The organism is Acinetobacter sp. WC-323, assembly GCF_000314615.1.
GTDB classification, from domain to species: Bacteria; Pseudomonadota; Gammaproteobacteria; order Pseudomonadales; family Moraxellaceae; genus Acinetobacter; species Acinetobacter courvalinii.
On record NZ_AMZS01000035.1, the window covers coordinates 239017 to 261606 of the forward strand.

The 22590-nt window shown below is 42.3% G+C and carries 19 protein-coding genes; 13 read left to right on the forward strand and 6 right to left on the reverse strand.

Going from position 1 to position 22590, the window contains the following annotated elements:
* The first annotated feature begins 312 nt into the window (after nt 1-312).
* Nucleotides 313-2016 carry a M61 family metallopeptidase gene (locus ACINWC323_RS11545; protein WP_009511286.1) on the forward strand — a complete coding sequence of 568 codons (1704 nt, stop codon included), beginning with the start codon at nt 313-315 and terminating at the stop codon, nt 2014-2016.
* 36 nt (nt 2017-2052) lie between these two features.
* Here ACINWC323_RS11545 and uraH read toward each other — a convergent pair whose 3' ends face one another.
* The gene (gene uraH / locus ACINWC323_RS11540) at nt 2053-2454 is read right to left on the reverse strand and encodes a hydroxyisourate hydrolase (RefSeq protein ID WP_009511163.1); all 402 of its coding nucleotides are present in this window, start codon (nt 2452-2454) and stop codon (nt 2053-2055) included.
* A gap of 116 nt (nt 2455-2570) precedes the next feature.
* Nucleotides 2571-3263: an outer membrane protein gene (locus ACINWC323_RS11535; RefSeq protein WP_009510687.1), complete on the reverse strand. Its 693-nt coding sequence runs from the start codon at nt 3261-3263 to the stop codon at nt 2571-2573.
* A 150-nt stretch (nt 3264-3413) separates the two neighbouring features.
* Between ACINWC323_RS11535 and ACINWC323_RS11530 the strand changes: the two genes are divergently transcribed.
* From ACINWC323_RS11530 to ACINWC323_RS11515, 4 genes are all read left to right on the forward strand, one after another.
* Nucleotides 3414-4100 (forward strand): heavy metal response regulator transcription factor, encoded by a 687-nt coding sequence (locus ACINWC323_RS11530; protein WP_005288198.1) that lies wholly within the window; start codon nt 3414-3416, stop codon nt 4098-4100.
* Nucleotides 4093-5460 (forward strand): heavy metal sensor histidine kinase, encoded by a 1368-nt coding sequence (locus ACINWC323_RS11525; RefSeq protein ID WP_032881379.1) that lies wholly within the window; start codon nt 4093-4095, stop codon nt 5458-5460. The genes ACINWC323_RS11530 and ACINWC323_RS11525 overlap by 8 nt, the downstream gene beginning before the upstream one ends.
* 327 nt (nt 5461-5787) lie before the next feature.
* Entirely contained in the window at nt 5788-8019 is a 2232-nt protein-coding gene (locus tag ACINWC323_RS11520; RefSeq protein ID WP_009511343.1) for an NADP-dependent isocitrate dehydrogenase, read from the forward strand.
* Between the two features lie 162 nt (nt 8020-8181).
* Nucleotides 8182-8922, forward strand: a complete 741-nt coding sequence (locus ACINWC323_RS11515; RefSeq protein WP_009511304.1) for a PilN family protein — start codon at nt 8182-8184, stop codon at nt 8920-8922.
* Nucleotides 8923-8976: 54 nt separating this feature from the next.
* Here ACINWC323_RS11515 and ACINWC323_RS11510 read toward each other — a convergent pair whose 3' ends face one another.
* Nucleotides 8977-9780, reverse strand: a complete 804-nt coding sequence (locus ACINWC323_RS11510; protein ID WP_009511275.1) for a pseudouridine synthase — start codon at nt 9778-9780, stop codon at nt 8977-8979.
* A gap of 193 nt (nt 9781-9973) precedes the next feature.
* Here ACINWC323_RS11510 and icd point away from each other — a divergent pair, with 193 nt between their 5' ends.
* A complete protein-coding gene (gene icd / locus ACINWC323_RS11505) occupies nt 9974-11230 on the forward strand; it encodes an NADP-dependent isocitrate dehydrogenase (RefSeq protein ID WP_009510897.1) in 1257 nt (418 codons plus the stop codon).
* A gap of 140 nt (nt 11231-11370) precedes the next feature.
* A complete protein-coding gene (locus ACINWC323_RS11500) occupies nt 11371-11991 on the forward strand; it encodes a pentapeptide repeat-containing protein (RefSeq protein WP_009510817.1) in 621 nt (206 codons plus the stop codon).
* Nucleotides 11992-12158: 167 nt separating this feature from the next.
* On the opposite strand, the gene ACINWC323_RS11495 is transcribed toward ACINWC323_RS11500, so the two are convergent.
* A complete protein-coding gene (locus tag ACINWC323_RS11495) occupies nt 12159-12770 on the reverse strand; it encodes a DJ-1/PfpI family protein (protein WP_009511318.1) in 612 nt (203 codons plus the stop codon).
* Between the two features lie 273 nt (nt 12771-13043).
* On the opposite strand from ACINWC323_RS11495, the gene ACINWC323_RS11490 reads away from it, so the two are divergent.
* Together ACINWC323_RS11490 and ACINWC323_RS11485 are read left to right on the forward strand one after the other, a co-directional pair.
* The gene (locus tag ACINWC323_RS11490) at nt 13044-13862 is read left to right on the forward strand and encodes a PhzF family phenazine biosynthesis protein (RefSeq protein WP_009511388.1); all 819 of its coding nucleotides are present in this window, start codon (nt 13044-13046) and stop codon (nt 13860-13862) included.
* Between the two features lie 144 nt (nt 13863-14006).
* A complete protein-coding gene (locus ACINWC323_RS11485; protein WP_005231766.1) occupies nt 14007-16775 on the forward strand; it encodes a M16 family metallopeptidase in 2769 nt (922 codons plus the stop codon).
* 52 nt (nt 16776-16827) lie between these two features.
* Here the strand turns inward: ACINWC323_RS11485 and ACINWC323_RS11480 are convergent, their stop codons facing one another.
* Nucleotides 16828-17211 carry a DUF3144 domain-containing protein gene (locus tag ACINWC323_RS11480; RefSeq protein ID WP_004770279.1) on the reverse strand — a complete coding sequence of 128 codons (384 nt, stop codon included), beginning with the start codon at nt 17209-17211 and terminating at the stop codon, nt 16828-16830.
* Between the two features lie 106 nt (nt 17212-17317).
* Here ACINWC323_RS11480 and ACINWC323_RS11475 point away from each other — a divergent pair, with 106 nt between their 5' ends.
* Nucleotides 17318-17950: a hypothetical protein gene (locus ACINWC323_RS11475; protein WP_009511219.1), complete on the forward strand. Its 633-nt coding sequence runs from the start codon at nt 17318-17320 to the stop codon at nt 17948-17950.
* A 254-nt stretch (nt 17951-18204) separates the two neighbouring features.
* On the opposite strand, the gene ACINWC323_RS11470 is transcribed toward ACINWC323_RS11475, so the two are convergent.
* Nucleotides 18205-19653 carry a CYTH and CHAD domain-containing protein gene (locus ACINWC323_RS11470; RefSeq protein WP_009510889.1) on the reverse strand — a complete coding sequence of 483 codons (1449 nt, stop codon included), beginning with the start codon at nt 19651-19653 and terminating at the stop codon, nt 18205-18207.
* Between the two features lie 177 nt (nt 19654-19830).
* Here ACINWC323_RS11470 and ACINWC323_RS11465 point away from each other — a divergent pair, with 177 nt between their 5' ends.
* From ACINWC323_RS11465 to hemL, 3 genes are all read left to right on the forward strand, one after another.
* Nucleotides 19831-20202, forward strand: coding sequence for an Mpo1-like protein (locus tag ACINWC323_RS11465; RefSeq protein ID WP_005231759.1), 372 nt, complete (start codon nt 19831-19833; stop codon nt 20200-20202).
* A 154-nt stretch (nt 20203-20356) separates the two neighbouring features.
* A complete protein-coding gene (gene thiE, locus ACINWC323_RS11460; protein WP_009511191.1) occupies nt 20357-20968 on the forward strand; it encodes a thiamine phosphate synthase in 612 nt (203 codons plus the stop codon).
* 82 nt (nt 20969-21050) lie between these two features.
* A complete protein-coding gene (gene hemL, locus ACINWC323_RS11455) occupies nt 21051-22349 on the forward strand; it encodes a glutamate-1-semialdehyde 2,1-aminomutase (protein WP_009511035.1) in 1299 nt (432 codons plus the stop codon).
* The last annotated feature ends 241 nt before the right edge of the window (nt 22350-22590 follow it).

Genomic DNA, 22590 nt, shown 5'->3' on the forward strand with positions numbered 1-22590 from the left:
TCAGACGAGGCATGAAACGCAGGGAATGGCTTTTCCCTTACCAAGTTTCATAACGAAGTATGAGGGATTTTTAGCTACAACCCTTTGGGACAGGGACATTTTTTGTCGCTACTGCGTTATGCCTTGTTCATTTAGAACGACTAAATTTCTCAAGGCATGCCTTGTATCACCTAAAAAACGCCCGCTGTCGCAACCATAGATAAAGTGACAATAGCCCCCTAAACTTTTGCTGACAATTACGACATCTGCGCATGACTTTGTAAAAAAATGCTAAGCTGTGTGAAACCGTTCCTATTTTCATGATTAGAAATTATGTTGCACTATCAAATTGAGTTCGACGATTATCGCCAACACCTGATTCATGTCACCCTACGTTTTCTTGCCAATCCTAATCAGGAGTTGTGGTTACCGACCTGGATCCCTGGCAGCTATCTGATTCGGGAGTTTTCCAAGCATATTGAGTCGGTGAAAGCCTCTGATGAAGCCGGGCGTTTACTGAATATTAAAAAAACCGAGAAAAATCGCTGGCGTTTATTCAATACCGATCATGAACTGATTACGGTTGAATATGATGTCTATGCTTATGATCTATCTGTACGTGGTGCCTATGTCGATCAGAGCCGTTTGTACGTTAACCCTGCCTGTGTCTGTTTGGGCCTGCAAGATCAGGAACAGGCAGCTTGTGAAGTTGAGGTTTTCCTACCGGATGAATTAAAACATTTCCAGCTTGCAACGGGGTTACCAAGCAAGAGTCTGGTCAAAGGGCGTTTTACCTTAAAAGCAGACAATTATGATCAATTGATTGATAGTCCATTTGAACTGGCAGAGCAGAGCCGTTTCAGCTTTGAAGCAAACGGGATTCCACATGAGTTTGTGATTTCGGGGAAACACACCACCAATATGGGCCGTTTAGAGGCGGATATTCAAAAGATCTGTCAAACTGAAATCAACATGTTCGGTTCAGCGCCCTTCCAGAACTATACTTTTATGACCATGGCAACCGGCAATAGTTATGGTGGTCTGGAACATTGTAATAGCACCAGTTTAATTACACCGCGCGACGATTTACCAAAAGCAGATGAGGCCGAAGAACCTTCTAAGGATTATCAACGTTTCTTGGGTTTATGTAGCCATGAGTATTTCCATTCATGGTTAGTTAAATTTATTCGCCCGGAAAATTTTGCCCATTATGATCTACATAAAGAGGGCTATACCAGCTTATTGTGGATATTTGAGGGCTTTACCTCTTATTATGATGACCTGATTTTATTGCGTAGCGGTGTGATTTCGCAGCAGTCTTATCTGGAGCTGTTAAAAGCACAGCTGGATCGTTATTTGCAGAATCCGGGCCGCTTGATTCAATCGGTTTCAGATTCAAGTTTTGATGCGTGGATCAAGTTCTATCGTCAGGATGAAAACTCTAATAATGCAGGCACCAGCTACTATAACAAAGGCAGTTTAGTGGCACTTTGTCTAGACTTGGGCTTACGTTTGCGTGGTTCAAATCTGGATGCCTTAATGCGCCGTTTATACGAAAATACCCAACAGGGTATTCAGGTCAATGAACGCACCATTTTTGAATTATGTCATGAGTTGACAGGCGATAACTGGATTGAGCAAATCAATCACTTGATCAATACCACCGATGAATTACCACTCGATCAGTTGTTCCCCGAGTTTGGAATGAGTTACACGCTTAAACATGACAAGGCTCTGGCTTTTGGCTTGAAAGCGGTAGATAAAGCGGAAGGCGTGGTGATACAGCAAGTGCGTCGTGATAGCGCAGCCGCTCAAGCAGGTTTGTCTGCCAATGATGTAATCCTTGCCATTGATGGCGTTAAGGCTTCCGAGAAGCTTTTAGCCAAGTATGCCAAACAACAAGGCACATTTACGGTCCATGCCTTCCGTCGTGATGAGCTTTTGCAAGTTGAATTGCAAGCGGGTGAAAGTGAATTGACCACGGTTGAATTAAAAGTTGAAGACCAGCAAAAAGTTGATCGCTGGTTGAAGGGCTAAGACTCGTTAAAAAGGACGCGACTAGCGTCCTTTTTATTAGCTGCCCCGATAAGTCGAATACCCGTAGGGGCTGAGCAGTAATGGAATGTGATAGTGCGGTAAACTGCCGTCAACTTCAAAAATAACCGGAATTTCAGGAAAAAAACTGCTTTGCTGTTGTGCTTTATACCAGTCACCTGTTTTAAACGTCACTTTATAAACACCTGACTTTAACTGTTGCTGTGCAGGATAAAGCGCAGTAATTCGTCCATTCTGATCAGTTTTGGCCTGATTGATTTCGATCCACTGGTTTTTTTGTTGGGCTTTGAGCACAACGGTGACATCAGCAGCAGGTAGACCATTCTGCTGGTTGAGTACATGCACACTCAAAGGGTTTGTCGCTGCGTACAAGCTGCATGAAGCCGAGAGCGCGGCGATGGCGAATAGATTTTTATACATCGCAATATTCCACCTTGATTAATCAATGTTTTGGTATGTATTGCCGTCAGTTGTTGTGAGGGCAATACATAGGGGACGAGTGCAAAAAAGGCACTGCTGATCAGTGCCTTCAAAATTTAGAATGCGTATCTGGCACCGAGATAGAACTCACTTGAATAAAGATGGGCTTTCATCTGTTCATCTTGCAAGTTACGTGCATTGGTGAAGTTATTCAGACCGCTATCAGCTTTGCCCAAGTCGACATAACGGTAGCCCAAGTCCAGCTTAAGGTTGTCAATTGCTTGATAACTTGCACCCGCACCTATGCTATACACCAGTTGGGTTTCGGTATTGGAAAGATATTGGCGAGAGGCATTACCTTGCCAGCCTGAAGATTCGGTACGGGCAACCCCTAATCCCAGATTGCCGTATACAGCAATATTCTGCATCACTTCAAAATCTCGATAAGCATTCAGCATCAGGCGCTGCGTCTCGACTCTATGATGGTTGAGACTGCTTGGAAAGTGAGTTGAACCGCTGGTAAATTCTGCATCATTTTTAAAGGTATATTCTCCTTCGGTACGCCAGCCGTTGCCAAAGTCATAACCGAACCCCAGTGATGCATTGGTTAAATCTTTTTGATCGTCACCTGCGACAAATTTGCCAATCCCGGGGCGTAAGCTGGTTTCCATATTGTCGGCTTTGAGTTGGGCTGCTGCGACTTTTGCAGAGAGATAATAGCCAGAAAGCGCTGTATCTTGCGCATAGCTGAATGATGCGGTCATCAATAATACAGAACCCAAAGTGAAGCGTATAAATTGCTTGTCCATATACAATTTTCCAAATTTCATGAAGACGTGTTTGGTGATAAAAATCTTTATTTCCTCAGTACATGCTAGGAAAAAATGCATGGGACCATGATGACAATTGGATTACCGATTTGTAATCTTTGCGCTGAATAAAAAAGGTTAAGATGTGGGATGCATATTTTAATTGTTGAAGATGAATCCAAGATTGCGCAGTTTCTGGCAAAAGGATTAAATGAATCAGGCTATACCAGTGCGATTGCAAAAGATGGCATGGCCGCTTTGTCACGCTTGCAAGAAGAAGCATTTGATTTATTAATTCTGGATGTGATGTTGCCGAAACTGGATGGCTGGCAAGTGTTGCAGACGCTCCGTACATTTTCAAAGATCCCTGTACTCATGCTCACGGCGAAAGATCAGGTCATGGATCGGGTCAAAGGTCTGGAACTGGGGGCGGATGACTATCTGGTTAAGCCGTTTTCATATATCGAATTATTGGCACGCATCAAAAGTTTATTACGTCGTGTTCCCAAGGTTGAACAAGAGATTTATAGCATTGCCAATCTTAGCTTGAACCGTTTAAGTCGGGAAGTGCATCGTGCAGAGAGCAAAATCGATTTAACCGCCAAAGAGTTTGTGCTGTTGCAATTATTGCTACAACATCGCGGTGAAGTGCTCACACGAACACAAATTGCCTCTATGGTCTGGAATATCAACTTTGATACTGACACCAATGTGGTCGATGTGGCGATACGTCGTCTACGCGCAAAGATTGATGACCATTTTTCTCCCAAGCTGATTTATACGGTGAGAGGAATGGGCTATAAAATCGATTTAAAAGAAGACCATGACGATGAATAGATTGTCTTTGGCTTCGCGTCTGAGAATCGCGTTTAGTCTGATTTCATGCGTGGTTTTTATCAGTATTGGCACATTGTCTTATCAAAGTTTTCGTGAAATGGTGTATATCCAGCAGGACAAAGCGCTTGCGGCACGGATTAAACGCATGGAAGTGTTTTTGACAGATGCCTATACCGTGCAGATTTTGGGGAAATATCCCAAGCTGTATGAAAATATGGTTGGACATGAGGATAGTATCTTTATCGTTAAAGAGGCGGGTAAGGACCTGATCCGAATCAATCCGTTAAACATCAACATCCCTCACTTAAACTATTCCGCTAAAATCCAGTTTACGAACAATAATCCTGAACAGCCCACCACACGGCTTGCATTTCAATCGGTACAACATGGCGATCAGCATTATCAACTGATTGCAGGCCAACAGTGGTATGCTGTCAATCAAACCCTGAAGCAATATTTCTGGAAAATTGCCTTTTATAGTGGGCTGGGCATTTTATTATCAAGTTTATTAGGTTTTATGGTCGGGCATTACCTATTCCGTTCGATGCGGGAGTTGATTGCAGCAACCAGTAAAATCAACGTGCAAAAACTCAATCACCGTATTCAGGTCGAGACCAGCAATACCGAAGTACAACAACTCAGCCATGCCATGAATGAGATGCTGGATAAAATCCAGCAGGATTATCAAAAACTGGCCCAGTTTTCGGAAGATATAGCACATGAATTGCGAACGCCACTCAATAACTTGATGGGGCAAACCCAGATTTTGCTGTCGCAACCGCGTCAGAAAGAGGAACTGGAAAATCTGCTGTATTCGCATCTGGAAGAATACGAAAGACTGACCAAAATGATCGAGAGCATGCTATTTATTGCCCGTTCCGAATATGGAGAACAGGGGCTTGAGAAAAGTCTGGTGAATATTCCTGAGTTGATTCGAGATGTGACCGAGTATTTTGATTATCTGGTCGAAGAGCGTCGGATGAACTTGATGCTTCAGCTTCCTGATGAAATGAATTTAATGCTGAATGAAGCCTTCATGCAGCGTGCGATTGCCAATTTAATCAGTAACGCGGTGATTTATGGTGCAGAACAGGGACGTATTACTCTGACGATACAAAGGGAACAGATGGATTGTGTGATTGGTATTGTGACGCATGGCATCTGGATTGATGAAAAACATTTGCCTTATCTCTTTGACCGTTTTTATCAAGTTGATGAGAGTCGACATAACAGAGCGCAAACCGGCGGGCTAGGGCTGGCCATCGTCAGATCAATTATGCAGTTACATGGTGGTTGTGCTGAAGTTGAAAATCAGCCTGAAGGCGTCACATTTAGGTTGCGATTACCACTAAAGCCTTAACCTAATTTTCATGAAATTCTGACAAAATAGGGCACATTTATTTATCAACACCTATTTGTTTGCTAAATGATCATTTTGCTGGACATTTTCCCCAAGAGAAAGCTTTTGTAGTTGAAAAGGCAACATTTGGCCCAAAATATATGAACTTGCAGTATCTATTATATATAATTGTAGTATTTTTTAGCGAAATGTCGTTATCACGGGATAGGGCGTTGACTAGTATGCTATGAACGCTGATACTCTCAAGTTTGTTTTAAGCAAATCGGTTCTAGGAGCTGGGCCACAAGCGCAGTTTTCCATAACTCAATCCAACACAAGGGGCTATATATGGCTGGTGGAAAGTCAAAAATCATTTATACACTGACTGATGAGGCGCCGTTATTGGCGACCTATTCATTGCTACCGATCATTGAGACCTTTACCAAGCCTGCTGGCATCGAGATTGTGAAAAGTGATATCTCAGTTGCAGCACGTGTACTTGCAGAATTTTCAGATTACCTTAAAGATGAACAGAAGGTAAACAATAACCTTGCAGAGTTAGGTCGTCTTACGCAAGATCCAGATACCAACATCATTAAACTTCCAAACATCAGTGCTTCTGTGGCTCAGTTGACCGCATGTATCAAAGAGCTCCAGTCGAAGGGCTATGCGATTCCTGACTATCCAGAAAATCCAGCAACTGAAGAAGAGAAAGAACTTAAGGCGCGTTATGGCAAATGCCTGGGCTCGGCAGTTAACCCAGTATTGCGTGAAGGTAACTCTGACCGCCGTGCACCTGCTGCTGTGAAAAACTACGCGAAAAAACATCCGCACTCAATGAGCGAGTGGAAACAATGGTCACAAACTCACGTTTCTCACATGGATGAAGGCGACTTCTACCACGGTGAAAAATCAATGACTTTAGACCGTGCGCGTAATGTGAAAATGGAGCTCATCACCAAGTCTGGTGAAACGATTGTGCTGAAGCCAAAAGTTGCACTTCAGGATGGTGAAATCATCGATTCAATGTTCATGAGCAAGAAAGCGCTTTGCGATTTCTATGAGAAAGAACTTGAAGATTGTCGTGAAGCGGGCATCCTGTTCTCGTTACACGTCAAAGCAACCATGATGAAAGTATCACACCCGATCGTATTCGGTCACTGTGTGAAAATTTACTACAAAGATGCGTTTGAAAAACACGGCAAATTATTTGACGAGTTAGGCATCAACGTAAATAACGGTATGGCGGGTCTTTACGAGAAAATCGAAACTTTACCGACTTCACTGCGTGAAGAAATTATTGAAGATTTACATGCTTGCCAAGAACACCGTCCTGCACTTGCGATGGTTGATTCTGCGAAAGGCATTACCAACTTCCACTCACCAAATGACGTGATTGTAGATGCTTCTATGCCTGCAATGATCCGTGGTGGCGGTAAAATGTGGGGTGCTGACGGCAAACCTTACGACTGTAAAGCAGTTATGCCTGAATCAACTTTCGCGCGTATCTATCAGGAAATGATCAATTTCTGTAAGTGGAATGGTAACTTCGACCCACGTACCATGGGTACTGTGCCAAACGTCGGTTTGATGGCGCAGAAAGCGGAAGAATACGGTTCACACGACAAGACTTTCGAAATTTCTGAAGCAGGTGTTGCCAACATTACGGATTTAGACACGGGTGAAGTGTTGATGAGCCAGAATGTGGAAGAAGGCGACATCTGGCGTATGTGTCAGGTGAAAGACGCACCGATTCGTGACTGGGTGAAACTTGCCGTAACACGTGCACGTAACTCTGGCATGCCAGCAATCTTCTGGTTAGACCCGTACCGTCCACACGAAAATGAATTGATCAAGAAAGTTGAAAAATACTTGAAAGATCATGACACCACAGGTCTTGATATCCAGATCATGTCACAAGTACGTGCAATGCGTTATACGCTTGAGCGTGTAGCGCGTGGTTTAGATACCATTTCTGTAACCGGTAACATCTTACGTGACTACCTGACTGACTTGTTCCCGATCATGGAATTGGGTACTTCTGCGAAAATGTTGTCAATCGTGCCGTTAATGGCAGGTGGCGGCATGTATGAAACAGGTGCGGGTGGTTCAGCGCCGAAACATGTTCAGCAGTTGGTCGAAGAAAACCACTTACGTTGGGATTCTCTTGGTGAGTTCCTTGCGTTAGCTGTTTCTTTAGAAGAGCTTGGTCTTAAAGAAGACAATAACCGCGCGAAATTGCTTGCGAAGACACTTGATCAGGCAACGGGTAAACTTCTTGATAATGACAAGTCTCCATCACGTCGTACCGGTGAGCTGGATAACCGCGGTAGTCACTACTACTTGGCATTGTACTGGGCTCAAGCATTGGCTGCTCAAGACGAAGATGCTGAGTTAAAAGCGAAGTTTGCTCCGCTTGCGAAAGCACTTGCTGACAATGAAGAGAAGATTGTTGCTGAGCTTGCTCAAGTACAAGGTCAATCTGCTGATATCGGTGGTTACTATGCCATTGATCCTGCAAAAGTAAACGCAGTCATGCGTCCAAGCGCAACATTGAATGCAGCACTTGAAACAGCTTAAGTTTAAATATTACTGACAGTTTTGTTGGTGGTATAAAAAGGCCGATGCGAAAGCATCGGCTTTTTTATTTTTTAGATAAGACATTTTTGAAATTTGACTGGTGTTTGATAATCAAGTTAAATTTATTTAAAACATAAAATTAGAATCAATTTTTGAGAATATATGAATAAGAGAAGTTTAACTATAGGAGTTATTGTTACAGCAATTTGGATTGCAATTATTGTATTTATTTACCTTTTTACTGGTTTAGAACATCCGAAATCGTTGAATGAGTTGGGAGATTTCTTAGCTGGTGTTTTTGCACCTATTGCTTTCTTTTGGCTAATTTTAGGATATATGCAACAGGGCAAACAGTTAGAACAAAATACTAAAGCCTTAGAGCAACAAGAAATAGCTTTACAGCTTCAAATTGATGAAATGAGAGAAGGGATAAAGCAACAAGTTGAATTAGTTCAGCTCCAAAGGCAACAACTTGATGAACAGCATAAAATGCTTGAACCTAGATTTATTATTTCTCAATCTAAAGTAGATCCTCCTGTTTATGGTAGTAGTAAAGATTCAAATGTAGATGTTAATCATAATATTGTATTTGTTGTAGTGAATTACACTCTAGAAAACCTAGGAGGAGATGCTTTTAATTTGAGATTAGTTCATCCAAAAAGCAAACAGATCTTTAAAAAATTTAGTAGTTTAAAAGCATCTACATCAGAAGAAATTAGATTAGAGCTCACACAATTTCAAATAGATCAATTAAATCAAAAAAAAGAGCTAGAAGATTCCTTAGATTTCTTTTATGAATGTACAAATGGCCGTTTAGTCAAATACGAATTACTTATTCGTATATATCAAACAAATTATCCATTCTATGGGGTCAACCTCTTTTTATGGAGTGTTGACTCATAAGTGGAAAGAGGCTAAAACAAAGCCCACGATAGTGGGCTTTAAAACATCTAAATTCTAACGACCATTACGGCTACGACCACGCGGTGCTTTGGTATTTGGACGTGTCGTACCATTGGTCTTACGACGTGGCTTTTCACTTTCATCCATTTGCCAGATACGCTTGGTGCCTGATTTTTTCTTGTCGCCGTCTTTTTTATCACCTTCTTTTTTCTTCTGGTGCATTGGCTTGCCGCCCGTACCACCTGGTTTTTTCACATAAGAACGAGAGCGATAAGGTTTATCTTCAGGCAAGTCTTTAAAATCAGGATAAAGTAACGGTTCAATTTCCGTTTGTTCACCGGGTTGTAAGCCTAGGCGAATCAGATCGATTGCACCGATTTTGGTCCGGATCAAACGTAGCGTCGGGAAACCCACCGCAGCAGTCATACGACGCACCTGACGGTTACGGCCTTCACAAATTTGCAGTTCAATCCAGCTGGTCGGAATATTGGCGCGGTAACGTACAGGAGGATCACGATCCCATAACCATTCTGGTTGATCCACTTTAAGCGCTTTTGCCGGTAAAGTCATACCATCAGCAAGTTCGACGCCTTTACGAAGTTGCTCTAAAGCTTCTTCAGTCACATCGCCATCGACTTGCGCAAGATAGGTTTTAAATTTCTTATTGGCCGGATTGGTAATGTATTGATTCAGACCGCCGTGATCGGTCAGAAACATCAGTCCTTCTGAATCAAGGTCAAGTCGGCCCGCAAGACGTAAATCAGGATCATGGATAAAGTGGGAAAGGGTGAGATGAGCGGAATCCTCACGGAACTGTGACAAAACGTCAAAAGGTTTATTTAATACGACTATTTTCATATCTGTATACTGCTTTGGCTATGGGCGGCATCATAACAATAAAGGTTTTTATTTAATGGGAAAATGTTGTTATTTCCCGTATAAATCTCAAAAAAACCTGTTTTGAACTAAACTGTTTCATGTAATAAAAAACGAAAGCTTGCCACAGAAGGCATCGACATAATCGCTAAATACATGAGGGAGAACCTGCAAAATGGGTTATCAGAAGATCGTGGTTCCTGCAGACGGAGACAAAATCACAGTAAATGCAGACCTGTCACTGAATGTTCCAAATCGTCCGATCATTCCTTTTATTGAAGGTGATGGTATTGGTGTGGATATTACACCAGCAATGAAAGCAGTAGTAGATGCCGCCGTGCTAAAAGCTTATGGTGGCAAACGTTCGATCGAATGGATGGAAGTCTACTGCGGTGAGAAAGCAGACAAAATTTACGGCAGCTACATGCCAGAAGAAACTTTTGATGCTTTACGCGAGTTTATTATATCAATAAAAGGCCCGTTAACCACACCTGTAGGCGGTGGAATTCGTTCTTTAAATGTCGCATTACGTCAGGAACTGGATTTATATGTCTGTGTACGGCCCGTTCGCTGGTTTGAAGGTGTACCTTCGCCAGTCAAGCATCCCGAACTGACCGATATGGTAATTTTTCGTGAAAACTCGGAAGATATCTATGCAGGCATTGAATGGCCAGCAGATTCTCCAGAAGCGAAAAAAGTAATTAAATTCCTGCAAGAAGAAATGGGCGTCACTAAAATCCGTTTTCCTAAGGAATGTGGTATCGGGATCAAACCTGTATCGAAAGAAGGTTCCCAGCGTCTGGTGCGTAAAGCGATACAATTCGCAATTGATAATGATAAACCGTCTGTGACCTTGGTCCACAAAGGCAATATCATGAAATACACCGAAGGTGCGTTTAAAGAGTGGGGCTATGAACTGGCGATGGAGCGTTTTGGTGGACAGCTGCTGGATGGGGGGCCTTGGGTAAAAATCAAGAATCCCAAAAATGGTAAAGACATTATTATTAAAGATGTGATTGCCGATGCTTTCTTACAGCAAATTTTAATGCGTCCTGCAGATTATTCGGTGATTGCGACCCTAAACTTGAATGGTGACTATATTTCTGATGCACTTGCCGCCGAAGTCGGTGGTATTGGCATTGCACCGGGTGCCAATATTGGCGGTGCGATTGCCATGTATGAGGCGACGCATGGTACAGCACCTAAATATGCAGGACAGGATAAAGTCAATCCGGGTTCGATTATTCTGTCTGCGGAAATGATGCTGCGAGATATGGGCTGGACAGAGGCTGCGGATTTAATTATTACTGGTATTTCAGGCGCGATTTCAGCTAAAACCGTGACGTATGATTTTGAACGTTTGATGTCAAATGCAACCTTGCTGCGTTGTTCGGAATTTGCACAAGCGATTATCGAACATATGCAAGATTGATGATTTATTTTCACTAAAAGGGCGGATTTTTCTGCTCTTTTTTTTTATTTAGTAATAGATAAGGTTGTCATGAAAAAAGCATGTACAAAACTAAAGACATGGCATATTTTGGACAATTCTAAAATAAAAACTTGAACATCATGGCTGAAAGAAAATATGGTGAAGCTGCACCCAAAACAACAGACAGCATTGCCAGTTTAGATTGGTATGAGCAAGTGCTCAGGAATCAGAAATATGAGCGTACTTTATTTGTCGATTTAGACATGTCTGAGGCGCACAGTACAGGTGCAGTATTTAATGAATGTACTTTTCGCCATGCCCGATTTAATGGTTCATTCCATCAAAACAGCGCTTTTATCAACTGTACCTTTGTTTGCAGTAATTTTTTTGATAGTCAATTTACTGACTGTAAGTTTGTGGGCAGCATGTTTAGTGATTGCCAGTTTCATCATATGCGGGTGGAAGATAGTGACTGGGCTTTTGTTGGATTGTCAGGTGCTGATTTAGAGAAAGCCTCTTTTCTTCGAACGCGGTTAAGAGAAGCCGATTTGACAGGAGCGCGTTGTCGTGGGAGTTCACTTCGGGAGAGTGACTTATCGGGTGCATGGCTGCACAGTGCAGATTTGACTGAATGTGATTTAAGAGGCAGTGATTTGAGTGCATTAGACCCGAAAGAGACTCAAATAAAAGCAGCCATTATTAACCTTGATCAAACTCTAATGATTGCAGAGAACTTGGGTTTTGATGTTCGCATCGACTGAGCGGGATGGCGCCACTCATTTTTGAAGAATGAATACAACATGAATCCTTAAAAAGATTAGTGCACATAAATGCCATCCACGCCGGGTCAATCGTGATTCGCCATAAAGCAGATCTGGAAAGACGCCAGTATCACTGATCAATGATTCGGTCTCATCAGCTAGCGCGATTATTCAGCTTTCACTTTACAGAAGGGATCAAGGTCTGGATTGCTGTTCCAGAGGTATTCGGCTTCTTCGGCACAAAGTTGGGCCATATTTTCACCTTGCGTGTCCTGAATAAAAGCAAGGGTCATATCCATACCCGCACTGACGCCAGAAGAGGTATAAAACTTTCTATCAGTCACCCAGCGTGCCTGAGTTTGCCATAACACCTGATTGTTGAGGCTTCGTACAATTTCTAAGGCCATTTTATTCGATGTCGCTTTAATACCATTCAAAACACCAGTTGCTGCCAGTAACGAACTCCCTGTACAAACCGTCAGAACATATCTGCTTTGATCTGCCAATGCTTTGATCTGATCGAGAAACTCCTGATTTTTCATGAGTTCAAAAGTGATGATTCCGCCTGGTATCAGCAAAATGCTTTGTGCATGTGTCTGTATTTCAGTAAATGGTTGGGTTTGAATACAGACTCCATGTTTGTTGGAAACCAGTCCGCCATTCAGGCTATAAAACTGCACTTGATAATGTTGTTGCAGTAAACCAAATAATTCGACCGGTCCCATAATATCGAGGGTTTCAAATTCTTCAAATACAATGGCATTGACAGGAATACGCATGACTTTTCTCACAAGTTTTATCTATCTCATACCTTAGAGAGCTTCAAATTTTTGATTGTGAATATTGTGTATGGCTTATTTTGAATTATGCTAAATCATTGGACTTTTGATCTGATTTGTTAGCAAGCCGCACATACTTTTGGCTTAATTTTTAATCATTTAAGCAGCTAAAACAAGAAAAGCTGTGGTGTATCGTAAATTTAGGAAAATCTGTATCTATCAATTCGTTTGTAGATGGTCAAAATAGTGGAAAAATAGAGCGAGTGCTATGCCATGAAAATGTATCAAGTGGATGCTTTTACCCAGGAATTATTCAAAGGAAATCCAGCAGCAGTCATCGTGCTTGATGAGTGGTTAGATCAGCAGATGATGCAGAATATTGCAATGGAAAATAACCTGTCAGAAACTGCTTTTGTTCGAGCACTTGATAACAGCAATTATGAGATTCGCTGGTTTTCTCCATTGGAAGAGGTGGCATTTTGTGGCCATGCCACGTTGGCCAGTGCTTTTGTACTGTTTAAGGATTTTACGCAAGCCACAACGATTCAGTTTCATGTCCGTGATTTGGGGATTTTTATCGTTAGTCAGGATGCGGATGGTAAAATCAAGATGAACTTCCCGATCCGTCGGGCGGCGCTTGTATCTGACTATCCTTCAGAACTGCGTGAAGGGCTAACCAAGCCGTTTAAAGCGGTGTATCGCAATCCTCAAGCTTATATTATTGAGTATGAAACGGTACAGGATGTATTGGATGAGCAACCTGATTTGGAAGTATTAAAACGCTTGGGTAAAATCCGGACAGCAATTACTGCTTCTCAGCCTGACGTGGCAATTACCGCTCGAGGCGAAGGCAAGTTTGATTGTGTTTCTCGTTACTTTGCCCCTGCGATCGGTATTGATGAAGATCCTGTCACAGGTTCGATCCATACCGCGATTGTGCCGTTATGGGCAGAGAAGCTTAACCAGACAAAACTGGTGGCGTTTCAGGCATCAGCACGCGGTGGCGTTTTAGACTGCGTGATTGAATCTAATGAGCGTATCGAAATTTCAGGTTATGCCAAATTGTATATGCAAGCTGAACTGGCAATCTGATTTTTAGCTTAAATTGTGCAAAAACAAAGATAAAAGCTGTTTAAATAAACAGCTTTTTTCAAAACATAACTATTAAAAATGCGAATCATTCTCTACCATAGCTTGTCTGTATGATTTAAATCACCATAAATAATTGGATAAATTATGTTAATGCGCTTTAAGCAGCTTACTCTCTCTCTATGTTTGATCGGGTTGAGTGCGACGTCTTGGTCTCAGACAGTGCTCGTAAAAAGTGAAAAAAATATCGAAGAATATAAATTAGATAATGGTTTCAGGGTTATTCTGGCGCCAAACGATAAAGAAAATAAAGTCTATGTCAATACGGTTTACCTGACGGGTTCACTGAATGATCCAAAAGGTAAGGGTGGCCTGGCACATCTATTAGAACACCTGGCTTTTAAAGGTACTCAAAATGTGAAAGGTGAAGAGTTCCAGCGCCGTCTGGATCAATATACCTTGATGACCAATGCCAGCACCGATTATTACGCGACCAAATACTTAAATATCGTTCGCCCTGAAAAAAATGCATTGAATGAAATCCTGTATCTCGAATCCGAGCGTATGGATAAATTGGTGTTGCAGGAAAAATTTGTACCCTCTGAAATTGAAATCGTAAAACGTGAACGCGAAATCCGTATGGATCAGCCCTTTGCAGTTCTAATGGATCAGGTCTGGAAAGCTGCCTATGGCAATCAATATTTAGGTCGTTTGCCGATTGGTGACTTACCTGAGCTCAAGTCGATTCAGCTCAATGAATTGAATCAGTTCTACAGAACCTGGTATGCACCGAATAATGCGGTCATGGTTATTTCGGGTAAGTTTGATAAAACCGAAGTACTGAATAAGATTGATCAGTATTTCAGTCCAATCCCTGCACGCGCGGTACCTGCTCAGGTGAAAGTGCCTGTGCTTGACGCCAGCAAGATTGAACAACGTCAATTCACCGTGAAAAAGGGCAGTGATCTGGCCAAATTCCATATTTATATGAATGGAAAAAATACCGAATTACAACCGATTCTGGCACTGGCACCTTCTCTCTATACCATGCAGCCGAGCGGGCCTTTATATAAAAATATGGTTGAGACCGGGATCAGTACTGCAGTGCAATCTGCAACCTGGTTAGATCAGGACTTTAACGTGGTGTTTATGGGCGCAGTTTATGCACCAAGCCATGATGCGAAAAAAGTCGATGATGCATTGAAAACTGGCGTGGAAAACAGTCAGCCATTCACTGAAGCCGAGTTACAGCGGATCAAGAATATTACCCAGAATACCGCGGATACGATTGCCAATGATGCAGTAGCTTTAGGTTCACGTCTTAGTGACTACGCCGTATCTTCTCAGGGACAATGGGACCAGTACTTCAAAGACTTAAAGACCGTTCAGGCCTTAAAGCTAAAAGATACCAATGCAACGCTGAAAGCGTTTTTAACCGCTTCACATCGTATCTCAGGGGATATTTTGCCAACCCCTGAGGACCAGAAGAAAGCGATGACGTTGAAGGCGGAAGAGAAACCAAAAACCTTGGATCAAAGTGATGAGCAGCCTGAGCCGTTAAAAGATCCAAATGTTTACAAGCAGGAAGTGACCCAGTTTATGTCACAGTCTGCGCAGCAATTGCAGAAAAACGAACAGAAAATCCAGCGTGGTGAGTTGAAGAATGGTATTCGTTATGCCTTGTTCCCGACTGCAACCCGCGATGATAAAACCTATGCCACTATTAGTCTGGATTTTGGAGATGAAAAAGCATTATTTGGTAAAGGTGTCACACTGGATCTAACCAGTTATCTGATGTTGCGTGGTTCTGATAAGCATAGCCTGCAAGAAATTACTGATAAAGCGATTGCTGCCAGCGGTGGTGCATCTGTAAGCTCGAATGGCAATGGTTTTACCATTGTAGTGCAGGCGAAAAAAGATAAATTTGAAGACTTCTTCAATTTTATTGTCGATGTGCTGAAGCAGCCAAAATTCTCACAAACAGAATTTGATCTTGCCAAAAATCAAAGTTTATCGGTACTGGATCGTCCTTATACCGAACCTGCGGTTGTGGCTTCGATGACCTTGTCTAAAATTCTGGAAATCTATCAACCTGGCGATTTGCGCTATCATTTTGAGCCTGATTTTGCGAAGAAACAGATCAGTGAGGTGACTCAACCGCAAGTGAAACAATTCTATGATCAATTCTTTGTGACCGATCATGCACAGATTGCGGTGACGGGTGATTTTGATGCCAAGAAAATGCAAAAGACCTTACAAAAGGCATTTGGTTCTTGGAAAGCAAAACAGCCGTATACCAAAGTGACAGGCCAATATACCGTCTATAAAGCGCAGAAAGTGCATGCTTTATCGGAACAGCGTGAATTCGGTAGCTACCAAAGCGTGTTAGCGTTGCCAGTCGGTTCATATCATCCAGATGCACCCGCGTTAATTATCTTGAGCCATATTTTGGGTAACTCGCAGCTTTCATCGCGTCTCGCGCAAGAGTTACGTGAGAAAAATGCCTTGGTCTATGGTTTTGGCAGTGGTCTAGACCTGGATCCAGATATCAATGATGGTACTTTAAGTATTACCGCGAACTATACTTCTGGGCGCTCGGCGCAAGTATCACAATCGGTGCATAAAGTCTTGAATGAGCTGTTAAGCAAAGGCGTGACCGAGCAGGAAGTTGAAGCAGCCAAAGCAGACATCATGAAAAAACGTGTCACAGCTTTGGAAGATGAGCGTAACATTCATGGCATGTTGACAGGTCAGTTAGAGCGCAACAAAACCTTGCTGGATCGTGCTGAACGTGATCAGGAACTTGCTAAATTAAGCAAAGATGATGTGAATGCGGCCATTAAAAAATATATCAAGCTGGATCAGTTTGTCGAAGTAATGGCGGATCAGTATGGTCAGCCTCAAAACTTGAAATAAGCAATCAAAAAGAAAGCCACCGGTCAGGTGGCTTTCTTTTTTGTATCAATCATTAATGATCATGTTTGTGGGCATGAAAATCTTCATTTTTGCGGAAACGTAAGTAGTTTTCGAACTGTTCACAATATTCGTCAAAATTATCTTCCAGCATCATCTGGAACTGTTGCAGCAGATAAGACATCACTTGTTCTTTCGCTTCACGCATTTCTTCGCCATCTTTAAAGTTATTGGCTGCCACCCAGGTGTTGAAACGGGCAGTAGCGAATAACATGGCTGCGCTGACCTGACCACGTAATTCTTCGGGTTTGGCTTGCTGGCCCTTTGGCGGACGGCAAAAATCATTGGCGAGTTTGATAAATTCATCGGCACGCTCAAAAAATACGGCATTTAAAGCTTCTTCTTCCGTCACATCGGTAGCGTTAATTTTTTGAGACATGAGATTTTCCAGCGACAAGTTAAGACACATTATTATAGACAAAGCCTTGTCGAAACTAAACCTTTGCCTTAACCTAAAAATAGCCTAAGCAATTAGAAGAATGACTATGCAAGATGCAATCGCGATTCAAAGCTTAAAAACGGATATTGCCTTACTGCGCCAGCATATCTATCCACCTCAATTTTTAGAACATGTTGAAGGCCTGCCGATTTATTATGGTTTAAAGGATGAGGTCGATGAATATTACCGACAATGGCAGCCTTTGATCGAGAGGGCGCAGCAGCTATGCCAGCCTTTTATGGAAGATGAGGTGCTGGATGCCATTCATTTACCCAGCCATTTAAACCTGCCGCTGTTTTTCTTTCATGTCGATCGGATCAGGATTAATAAAACCCGCGCCAAAGAATCGAAAACTTTTCGCGGTGTTGCGGCCTTATTGGAAAAATGTGGGCAGTTTGAGACCGATCAGATTTTTGCCATGCAAGAATGGTTAGGGAGTGATGACACTGCTGCTTTGGTGGCGCATCGTGAGTTTATTGATTTACGGACTTATGTGTTTCAGCATGGACAGAGTGACTATACCCGCACCCGTTTTTATATGAATGGCGTGATTTTGAGTGTGGAGCCGCATTTTAAATTGGTCGATGCGCGGGATAAGCCACGTAAGCAGCGTAATGATAGCTATAGTGATCCGATTGCAAATAATGGAACGTGGAAGATTTTTGGGAAGTATCGGTAAATGATTTAAGTGAGTATCTTACTCAGGAATATGAGCGTCGGGAGCGTCATCTACAACCTGCGTGGTATTAAAAAAGTGAATGATTTTGGTGAGTTGATAAAATGAGATGTGTGAAAGCAGAGAACAGGTTTTGTAGATGACATATGGTTTTGCCTACTTTTCCCGAAAGAAAAGTAGGTCACCGAAGGTATATCCTGAAATTGAATGAGAACTCGGCATGACTCCGCTATGAAGTTAACTTGGGAAATAAAACTTTATTTCCAAAAAATATCTTTAGTCGATAAAGCCTGTAGTTTCTTTGCCGCTTTCTTTGCAACATGTGGTTGCTGCGCCTTAACCCAACCTAAAGCAAATAAAAATTGTGAATGCTTCGCAGCCTGTTGTTCAAAGATTTGCTCCGCAACAAACAGATCATTATAAAAGCCTAAATATTCCTGAATCGGCTGTAACTTACTCAAAAATTGCTGAACCTGTTTTTCTGGGTAAATTCCTGCAATAAAGTCGATGCAATAACGCAATTGTTTAACGCGCTTACGGGTACGATGTTGTTGTTCCACCGCTAAGCTTGAAAATTGAGCTGCATCTTTCAGTATCTTTTGATACAGCTTGGTTAAGCTTTTGGCAGCTTGTTTAGAAAGTTTGGATTTTGATTGTTGATCACTATAGCTAAAGCTGAATAAGGATAAAAACAGCTGGGTTGTTTTGCTGTCACTTAATAATCCAGCAATATTGGCGTCGACATTTTCAGGGAAAGGGAATTCAAAATCGCAGACTTGTTTGACTAAGGGTATGACGGAGTCTTGAATGGCATCATTATCACGTGATTGTCCCAAGGCTCTAAAAATATCTGCTAATTGGCTTTCCCACATCGGGTCAATCTGTGCCGACCAGTTGGAAAAATGTTTTAAAGCCGAGCGCAGGCGACGTAAGCCGACACGAGCTTGGTGAATATGATCCGCTTCCGCGACGCCATCCGCAATCGCTGCTGCATTGGGCAGGATATGATTAAGGGTATTTTCAATAATCTGTTTAATAGCCTGTTCAGCGCTGACATCTTTATCCAGGTTCAGTGATTTTGCTTTGGTGGCAGCAGAGACGACTTTGCCTTGGGCCAGTAAATTTCCACGTTCAGCTTTACTGCGTACATCCAGCCAGAGCTGGTATTGATCGACCCAGGTTTTGGCAAACTGAATCAGCTCTTGAGCTGAACCTTGTTTTAACTCAAATTCGACTTCACAAATTCGGGCATGATCAGTTGGGGTACGGATTTCGCCATCATCCAGACAGACTTCAATGTGTGAACCTTCAAACTCGAATACATGAAAAGTACGTTGTACATTGGTCTGGAACTGTAATTCTAGCTCGGCTGGTGCTTCGCCTAAAACCTCACGCAGTACGGTTTGAACGGTTTGATTATATTTATAGAGGGACAGATCAAGCTCAGGTTCTTGAGCACATTTGCCTAAATAAATATCTTCTTCGATACGTTGTAAATGATTTTTACTGGCGGCTTTAAAGGTTTGTACCCAATGTTCGCCTTCTTGACGTAGACGGATTGCCACATAATTTTTAGCAAGCAAACGCTCAGCGGTATCATAGTATTTTGCCTGTAACTGAATTTTTTGTGCTTTTTGTTTGCTTAAGACCTGTAAAACACTTTTTTTCTTAGATTCAGGAAGTTGAAATTTTAGCTCTATTTCCATGATGTTATGACTCCTGACCAGTGAGAATGATAAATATATAAATGAGTATAAACTGTTGATCTGAAAAATTATTGTAAAGTTGTTTTAAGGATTGAAAGCAGGGCACACAATGACTTTATTTTGTACAAAAAATGCATTAACGTGTGTAAAGTCTTGCAGGATTAGGATGATCTAGAAATGAATGCACCAGCCAATATCACCCAGCCAGTGGAATTTTCATTACCAATTAAAAACTATGATGAATTTTATCGCTTTTATTTAACTGAACATCGCAATATTGCCAGCCGCCGTTTGCATGCGGCAGGTAGCTCGATTGGTTTGTATTTCTTTAGCAAAGCCATTCGTAAGCGTCAGGCCAAATATGCCTTATATGGTTTGGTTTCGGGTTATGCCTGTGCCTGGGTCGGGCATTTCTTTTTTGAACATAATAAGCCTGCCAGCTTTAAGCAGCCACTGTATAGTTTTATTTCGGATTGGCGGATGCTGTCGGATATTGCACGTGGCCGTTTGAGTCTGATTGATCGTCAGTTTGATAAAATTGAGTCTTGAAATTGGTTGGGTATTTGAAAAGCTGCTTTGGCGGCTTTTTTTATTTATTCTGTTTTATAACGATTAATGATGTAAATACACTCCCTCTCTTTAAATTTTAGATAAGAAAATATACCCTGAAGCTAATGTAATTATAGTGAATAGTGAAACGTTCATGCGCGGTCTTTACCTCATTACCAACGATGATCCAATCCAGCTCTTACTTGAAAAACTAGATATCGCATTAGCCACCAGGAAGGTTGCGATTTTGCAATATCGCCGTAAGAAGGTAGCACAGGCAGAGCAGTCAAGCGAAGTCGAGCAGATCAAAGCACTCTGTGAACAACATCAGGTGCCTTTCGTCATTAATGATGATCTGGCACTGGCTGAACAATTTGGTTTGGGTGTCCATCTTGGACAGTCCGATGGGGAAATAAGCGATGCTGCTGCACGTTTGCCAAAAGGTGTGATTATTGGTCGTACCTGCTTAAACTCTCTGGAATTGGCTGAAAAAGCGATTGCCGATGGGGCGACTTATGTGGCGTTTGGTGCGGTCTATGCTACTTCAACCAAACCCGAAGCCGGTAATGTCGGTATCGAAGTGATCAAACAGGCGAAACAAAAGTTTGCTGTACCGATTTGTGCAATTGGTGGTCTGACTGTGGAAAATTCTCAAGTGGTGATTGAGGCTGGGGCGAGCCTTTGTGCGGTAATTAGTGATATATTAGGACGATCAACAGCCGAAATTCCTGCTCGTGTCACTGCATGGGCAACGTTATTTGACTAATTATAGGCATCCGCTGTGCGGAGCTTTCATTGTTTCTCGGAACGACAGCGTTCCTCGTCCTTGATTCCAGGTTGAGCCTTTTATGAGTTTATCTCCAAAGCAAGAACAGCTATTTAAACAAGCAAATAAACATATTCCAGGTGGGGTTAACTCACCTGTACGTGCATTTAACGGTGTTGGCGGTACGCCAGTCTTTATCGAAAAGGCAAAAGGGGCGTATTTGTGGGATGTTGATGGCAAACGCTACGTAGACTATGTCGGTTCATGGGGCCCAATGATCCTAGGCCATGCGCATCCGGATATTATTCAGGCAGTACAAACTGCGGCAGAAGATGGTTTAAGTTTTGGTGCGCCAACCGTGCACGAAACGACGCTGGCAGACACGATTTGCGACATTATGCCTTCAATCGAATTAGTGCGTATGACCAGTTCAGGTACAGAAGCGACCATGACCGCGATTCGTCTGGCACGTGGTTATACCGGCCGCGATAAGATTGTAAAATTTGAAGGCTGCTACCACGGTCATTCAGACTCATTATTGGTGAAAGCAGGTTCAGGCTTATTGACGTTTGGTGAAGGTGAGCCAACGTCAAAAGGGGTACCTGCTGATTTTGCCAAACATACCTTAACCTTACCGTATAACAATATCGAAGCCTTAAAAGAATGCTTTAGCAAATTTGGTCATGAGATTGCGGGTGTGATCATTGAGCCGGTTGCAGGCAATATGAATCTGGTAACGCCAATCGATGGTTTCTTGCAAGCGATCCGTGATGTTTGTGATGAATACAAATCAGTGTTTATCATTGATGAAGTGATGACTGGTTTCCGGGTCGCTTTAGGTGGCGCACAATCGGTGTATAAGGTTAAGCCTGACTTGACCACGTTGGGTAAAATTATTGGTGCTGGTTTACCGGTTGGTGCTTTTGGTGGTAAACGTGAAATCATGGAATGCATCGCACCTTTAGGTGGTGTTTATCAGGCTGGTACATTGTCAGGCAATCCATTGGCCATGCGTGCCGGTATCGCGATGTTCAAGCATTTACGTGAACCGGGTTTCTATGACAAGCTTGCTGCGCAGCTCGCCAAATTACTAGCTGGTTTACAGACCGCTGCAGATGAAGCAGGCATTCCATTTAAGACCCAGCAAGTGGGTGGCATGTTTGGTTTGTATTTTACCGATCAGGATGACATCACCAGCTTTGATTCAATGTTGGCCTGTGATGTGGAAGCATTCAAGAAATTCTTCCATGGCATGTTAAAGCGTGGCGTCTATCTTGCACCATCCGCATTTGAAGCAGGCTTTATTTCGTCGATGCATTCAGATCAGGATATTGCCGATACCATTCAGGCCGCAAAAGAAACTTTTGCTGAAATGAAGTAATGTTGTGATGTCTAAAAAAGCCCGATTTTTTCGGGCTTTTTTAATGGATATATCTTTAATTTGAAATGAATAAAAAACTTAAGGTATTAAAAAAATAAGAGGGGGCCTTAACGCAACCGTACTGATTTGCGACCTGTTTATAGGATAAACCTTTGCGATCAACAAAAAAGATAAATAATCTTTATTGTACCGCCAGTCAAAATAATGCTTGAATAATAAACTATATTTGCGTTGGTCTGCG

Bases quoted from the DNA above. Each gene is read 5' to 3' on its own strand.
- ACINWC323_RS11545 (WP_009511286.1), top strand. From the start codon at position 313: ATGTTGCACTATCAAATTGAGTTCGACGATTATCGCCAACACCTGATT.
- uraH (WP_009511163.1), bottom strand. From the start codon at position 2,454: ATGTATAAAAATCTATTCGCCATCGCCGCGCTCTCGGCTTCATGCAGC.
- ACINWC323_RS11535 (WP_009510687.1), bottom strand. From the start codon at position 3,263: ATGGACAAGCAATTTATACGCTTCACTTTGGGTTCTGTATTATTGATG.
- ACINWC323_RS11530 (WP_005288198.1), top strand. From the start codon at position 3,414: ATGCATATTTTAATTGTTGAAGATGAATCCAAGATTGCGCAGTTTCTG.
- ACINWC323_RS11525 (WP_032881379.1), top strand. From the start codon at position 4,093: ATGAATAGATTGTCTTTGGCTTCGCGTCTGAGAATCGCGTTTAGTCTG.
- ACINWC323_RS11520 (WP_009511343.1), top strand. From the start codon at position 5,788: ATGGCTGGTGGAAAGTCAAAAATCATTTATACACTGACTGATGAGGCG.
- ACINWC323_RS11515 (WP_009511304.1), top strand. From the start codon at position 8,182: ATGAATAAGAGAAGTTTAACTATAGGAGTTATTGTTACAGCAATTTGG.
- ACINWC323_RS11510 (WP_009511275.1), bottom strand. From the start codon at position 9,780: ATGAAAATAGTCGTATTAAATAAACCTTTTGACGTTTTGTCACAGTTC.
- icd (WP_009510897.1), top strand. From the start codon at position 9,974: ATGGGTTATCAGAAGATCGTGGTTCCTGCAGACGGAGACAAAATCACA.
- ACINWC323_RS11500 (WP_009510817.1), top strand. From the start codon at position 11,371: ATGGCTGAAAGAAAATATGGTGAAGCTGCACCCAAAACAACAGACAGC.
- ACINWC323_RS11495 (WP_009511318.1), bottom strand. From the start codon at position 12,770: ATGCGTATTCCTGTCAATGCCATTGTATTTGAAGAATTTGAAACCCTC.
- ACINWC323_RS11490 (WP_009511388.1), top strand. From the start codon at position 13,044: ATGAAAATGTATCAAGTGGATGCTTTTACCCAGGAATTATTCAAAGGA.
- ACINWC323_RS11485 (WP_005231766.1), top strand. From the start codon at position 14,007: ATGTTAATGCGCTTTAAGCAGCTTACTCTCTCTCTATGTTTGATCGGG.
- ACINWC323_RS11480 (WP_004770279.1), bottom strand. From the start codon at position 17,211: ATGTCTCAAAAAATTAACGCTACCGATGTGACGGAAGAAGAAGCTTTA.
- ACINWC323_RS11475 (WP_009511219.1), top strand. From the start codon at position 17,318: ATGCAAGATGCAATCGCGATTCAAAGCTTAAAAACGGATATTGCCTTA.
- ACINWC323_RS11470 (WP_009510889.1), bottom strand. From the start codon at position 19,653: ATGGAAATAGAGCTAAAATTTCAACTTCCTGAATCTAAGAAAAAAAGT.
- ACINWC323_RS11465 (WP_005231759.1), top strand. From the start codon at position 19,831: ATGAATGCACCAGCCAATATCACCCAGCCAGTGGAATTTTCATTACCA.
- thiE (WP_009511191.1), top strand. From the start codon at position 20,357: ATGCGCGGTCTTTACCTCATTACCAACGATGATCCAATCCAGCTCTTA.
- hemL (WP_009511035.1), top strand. From the start codon at position 21,051: ATGAGTTTATCTCCAAAGCAAGAACAGCTATTTAAACAAGCAAATAAA.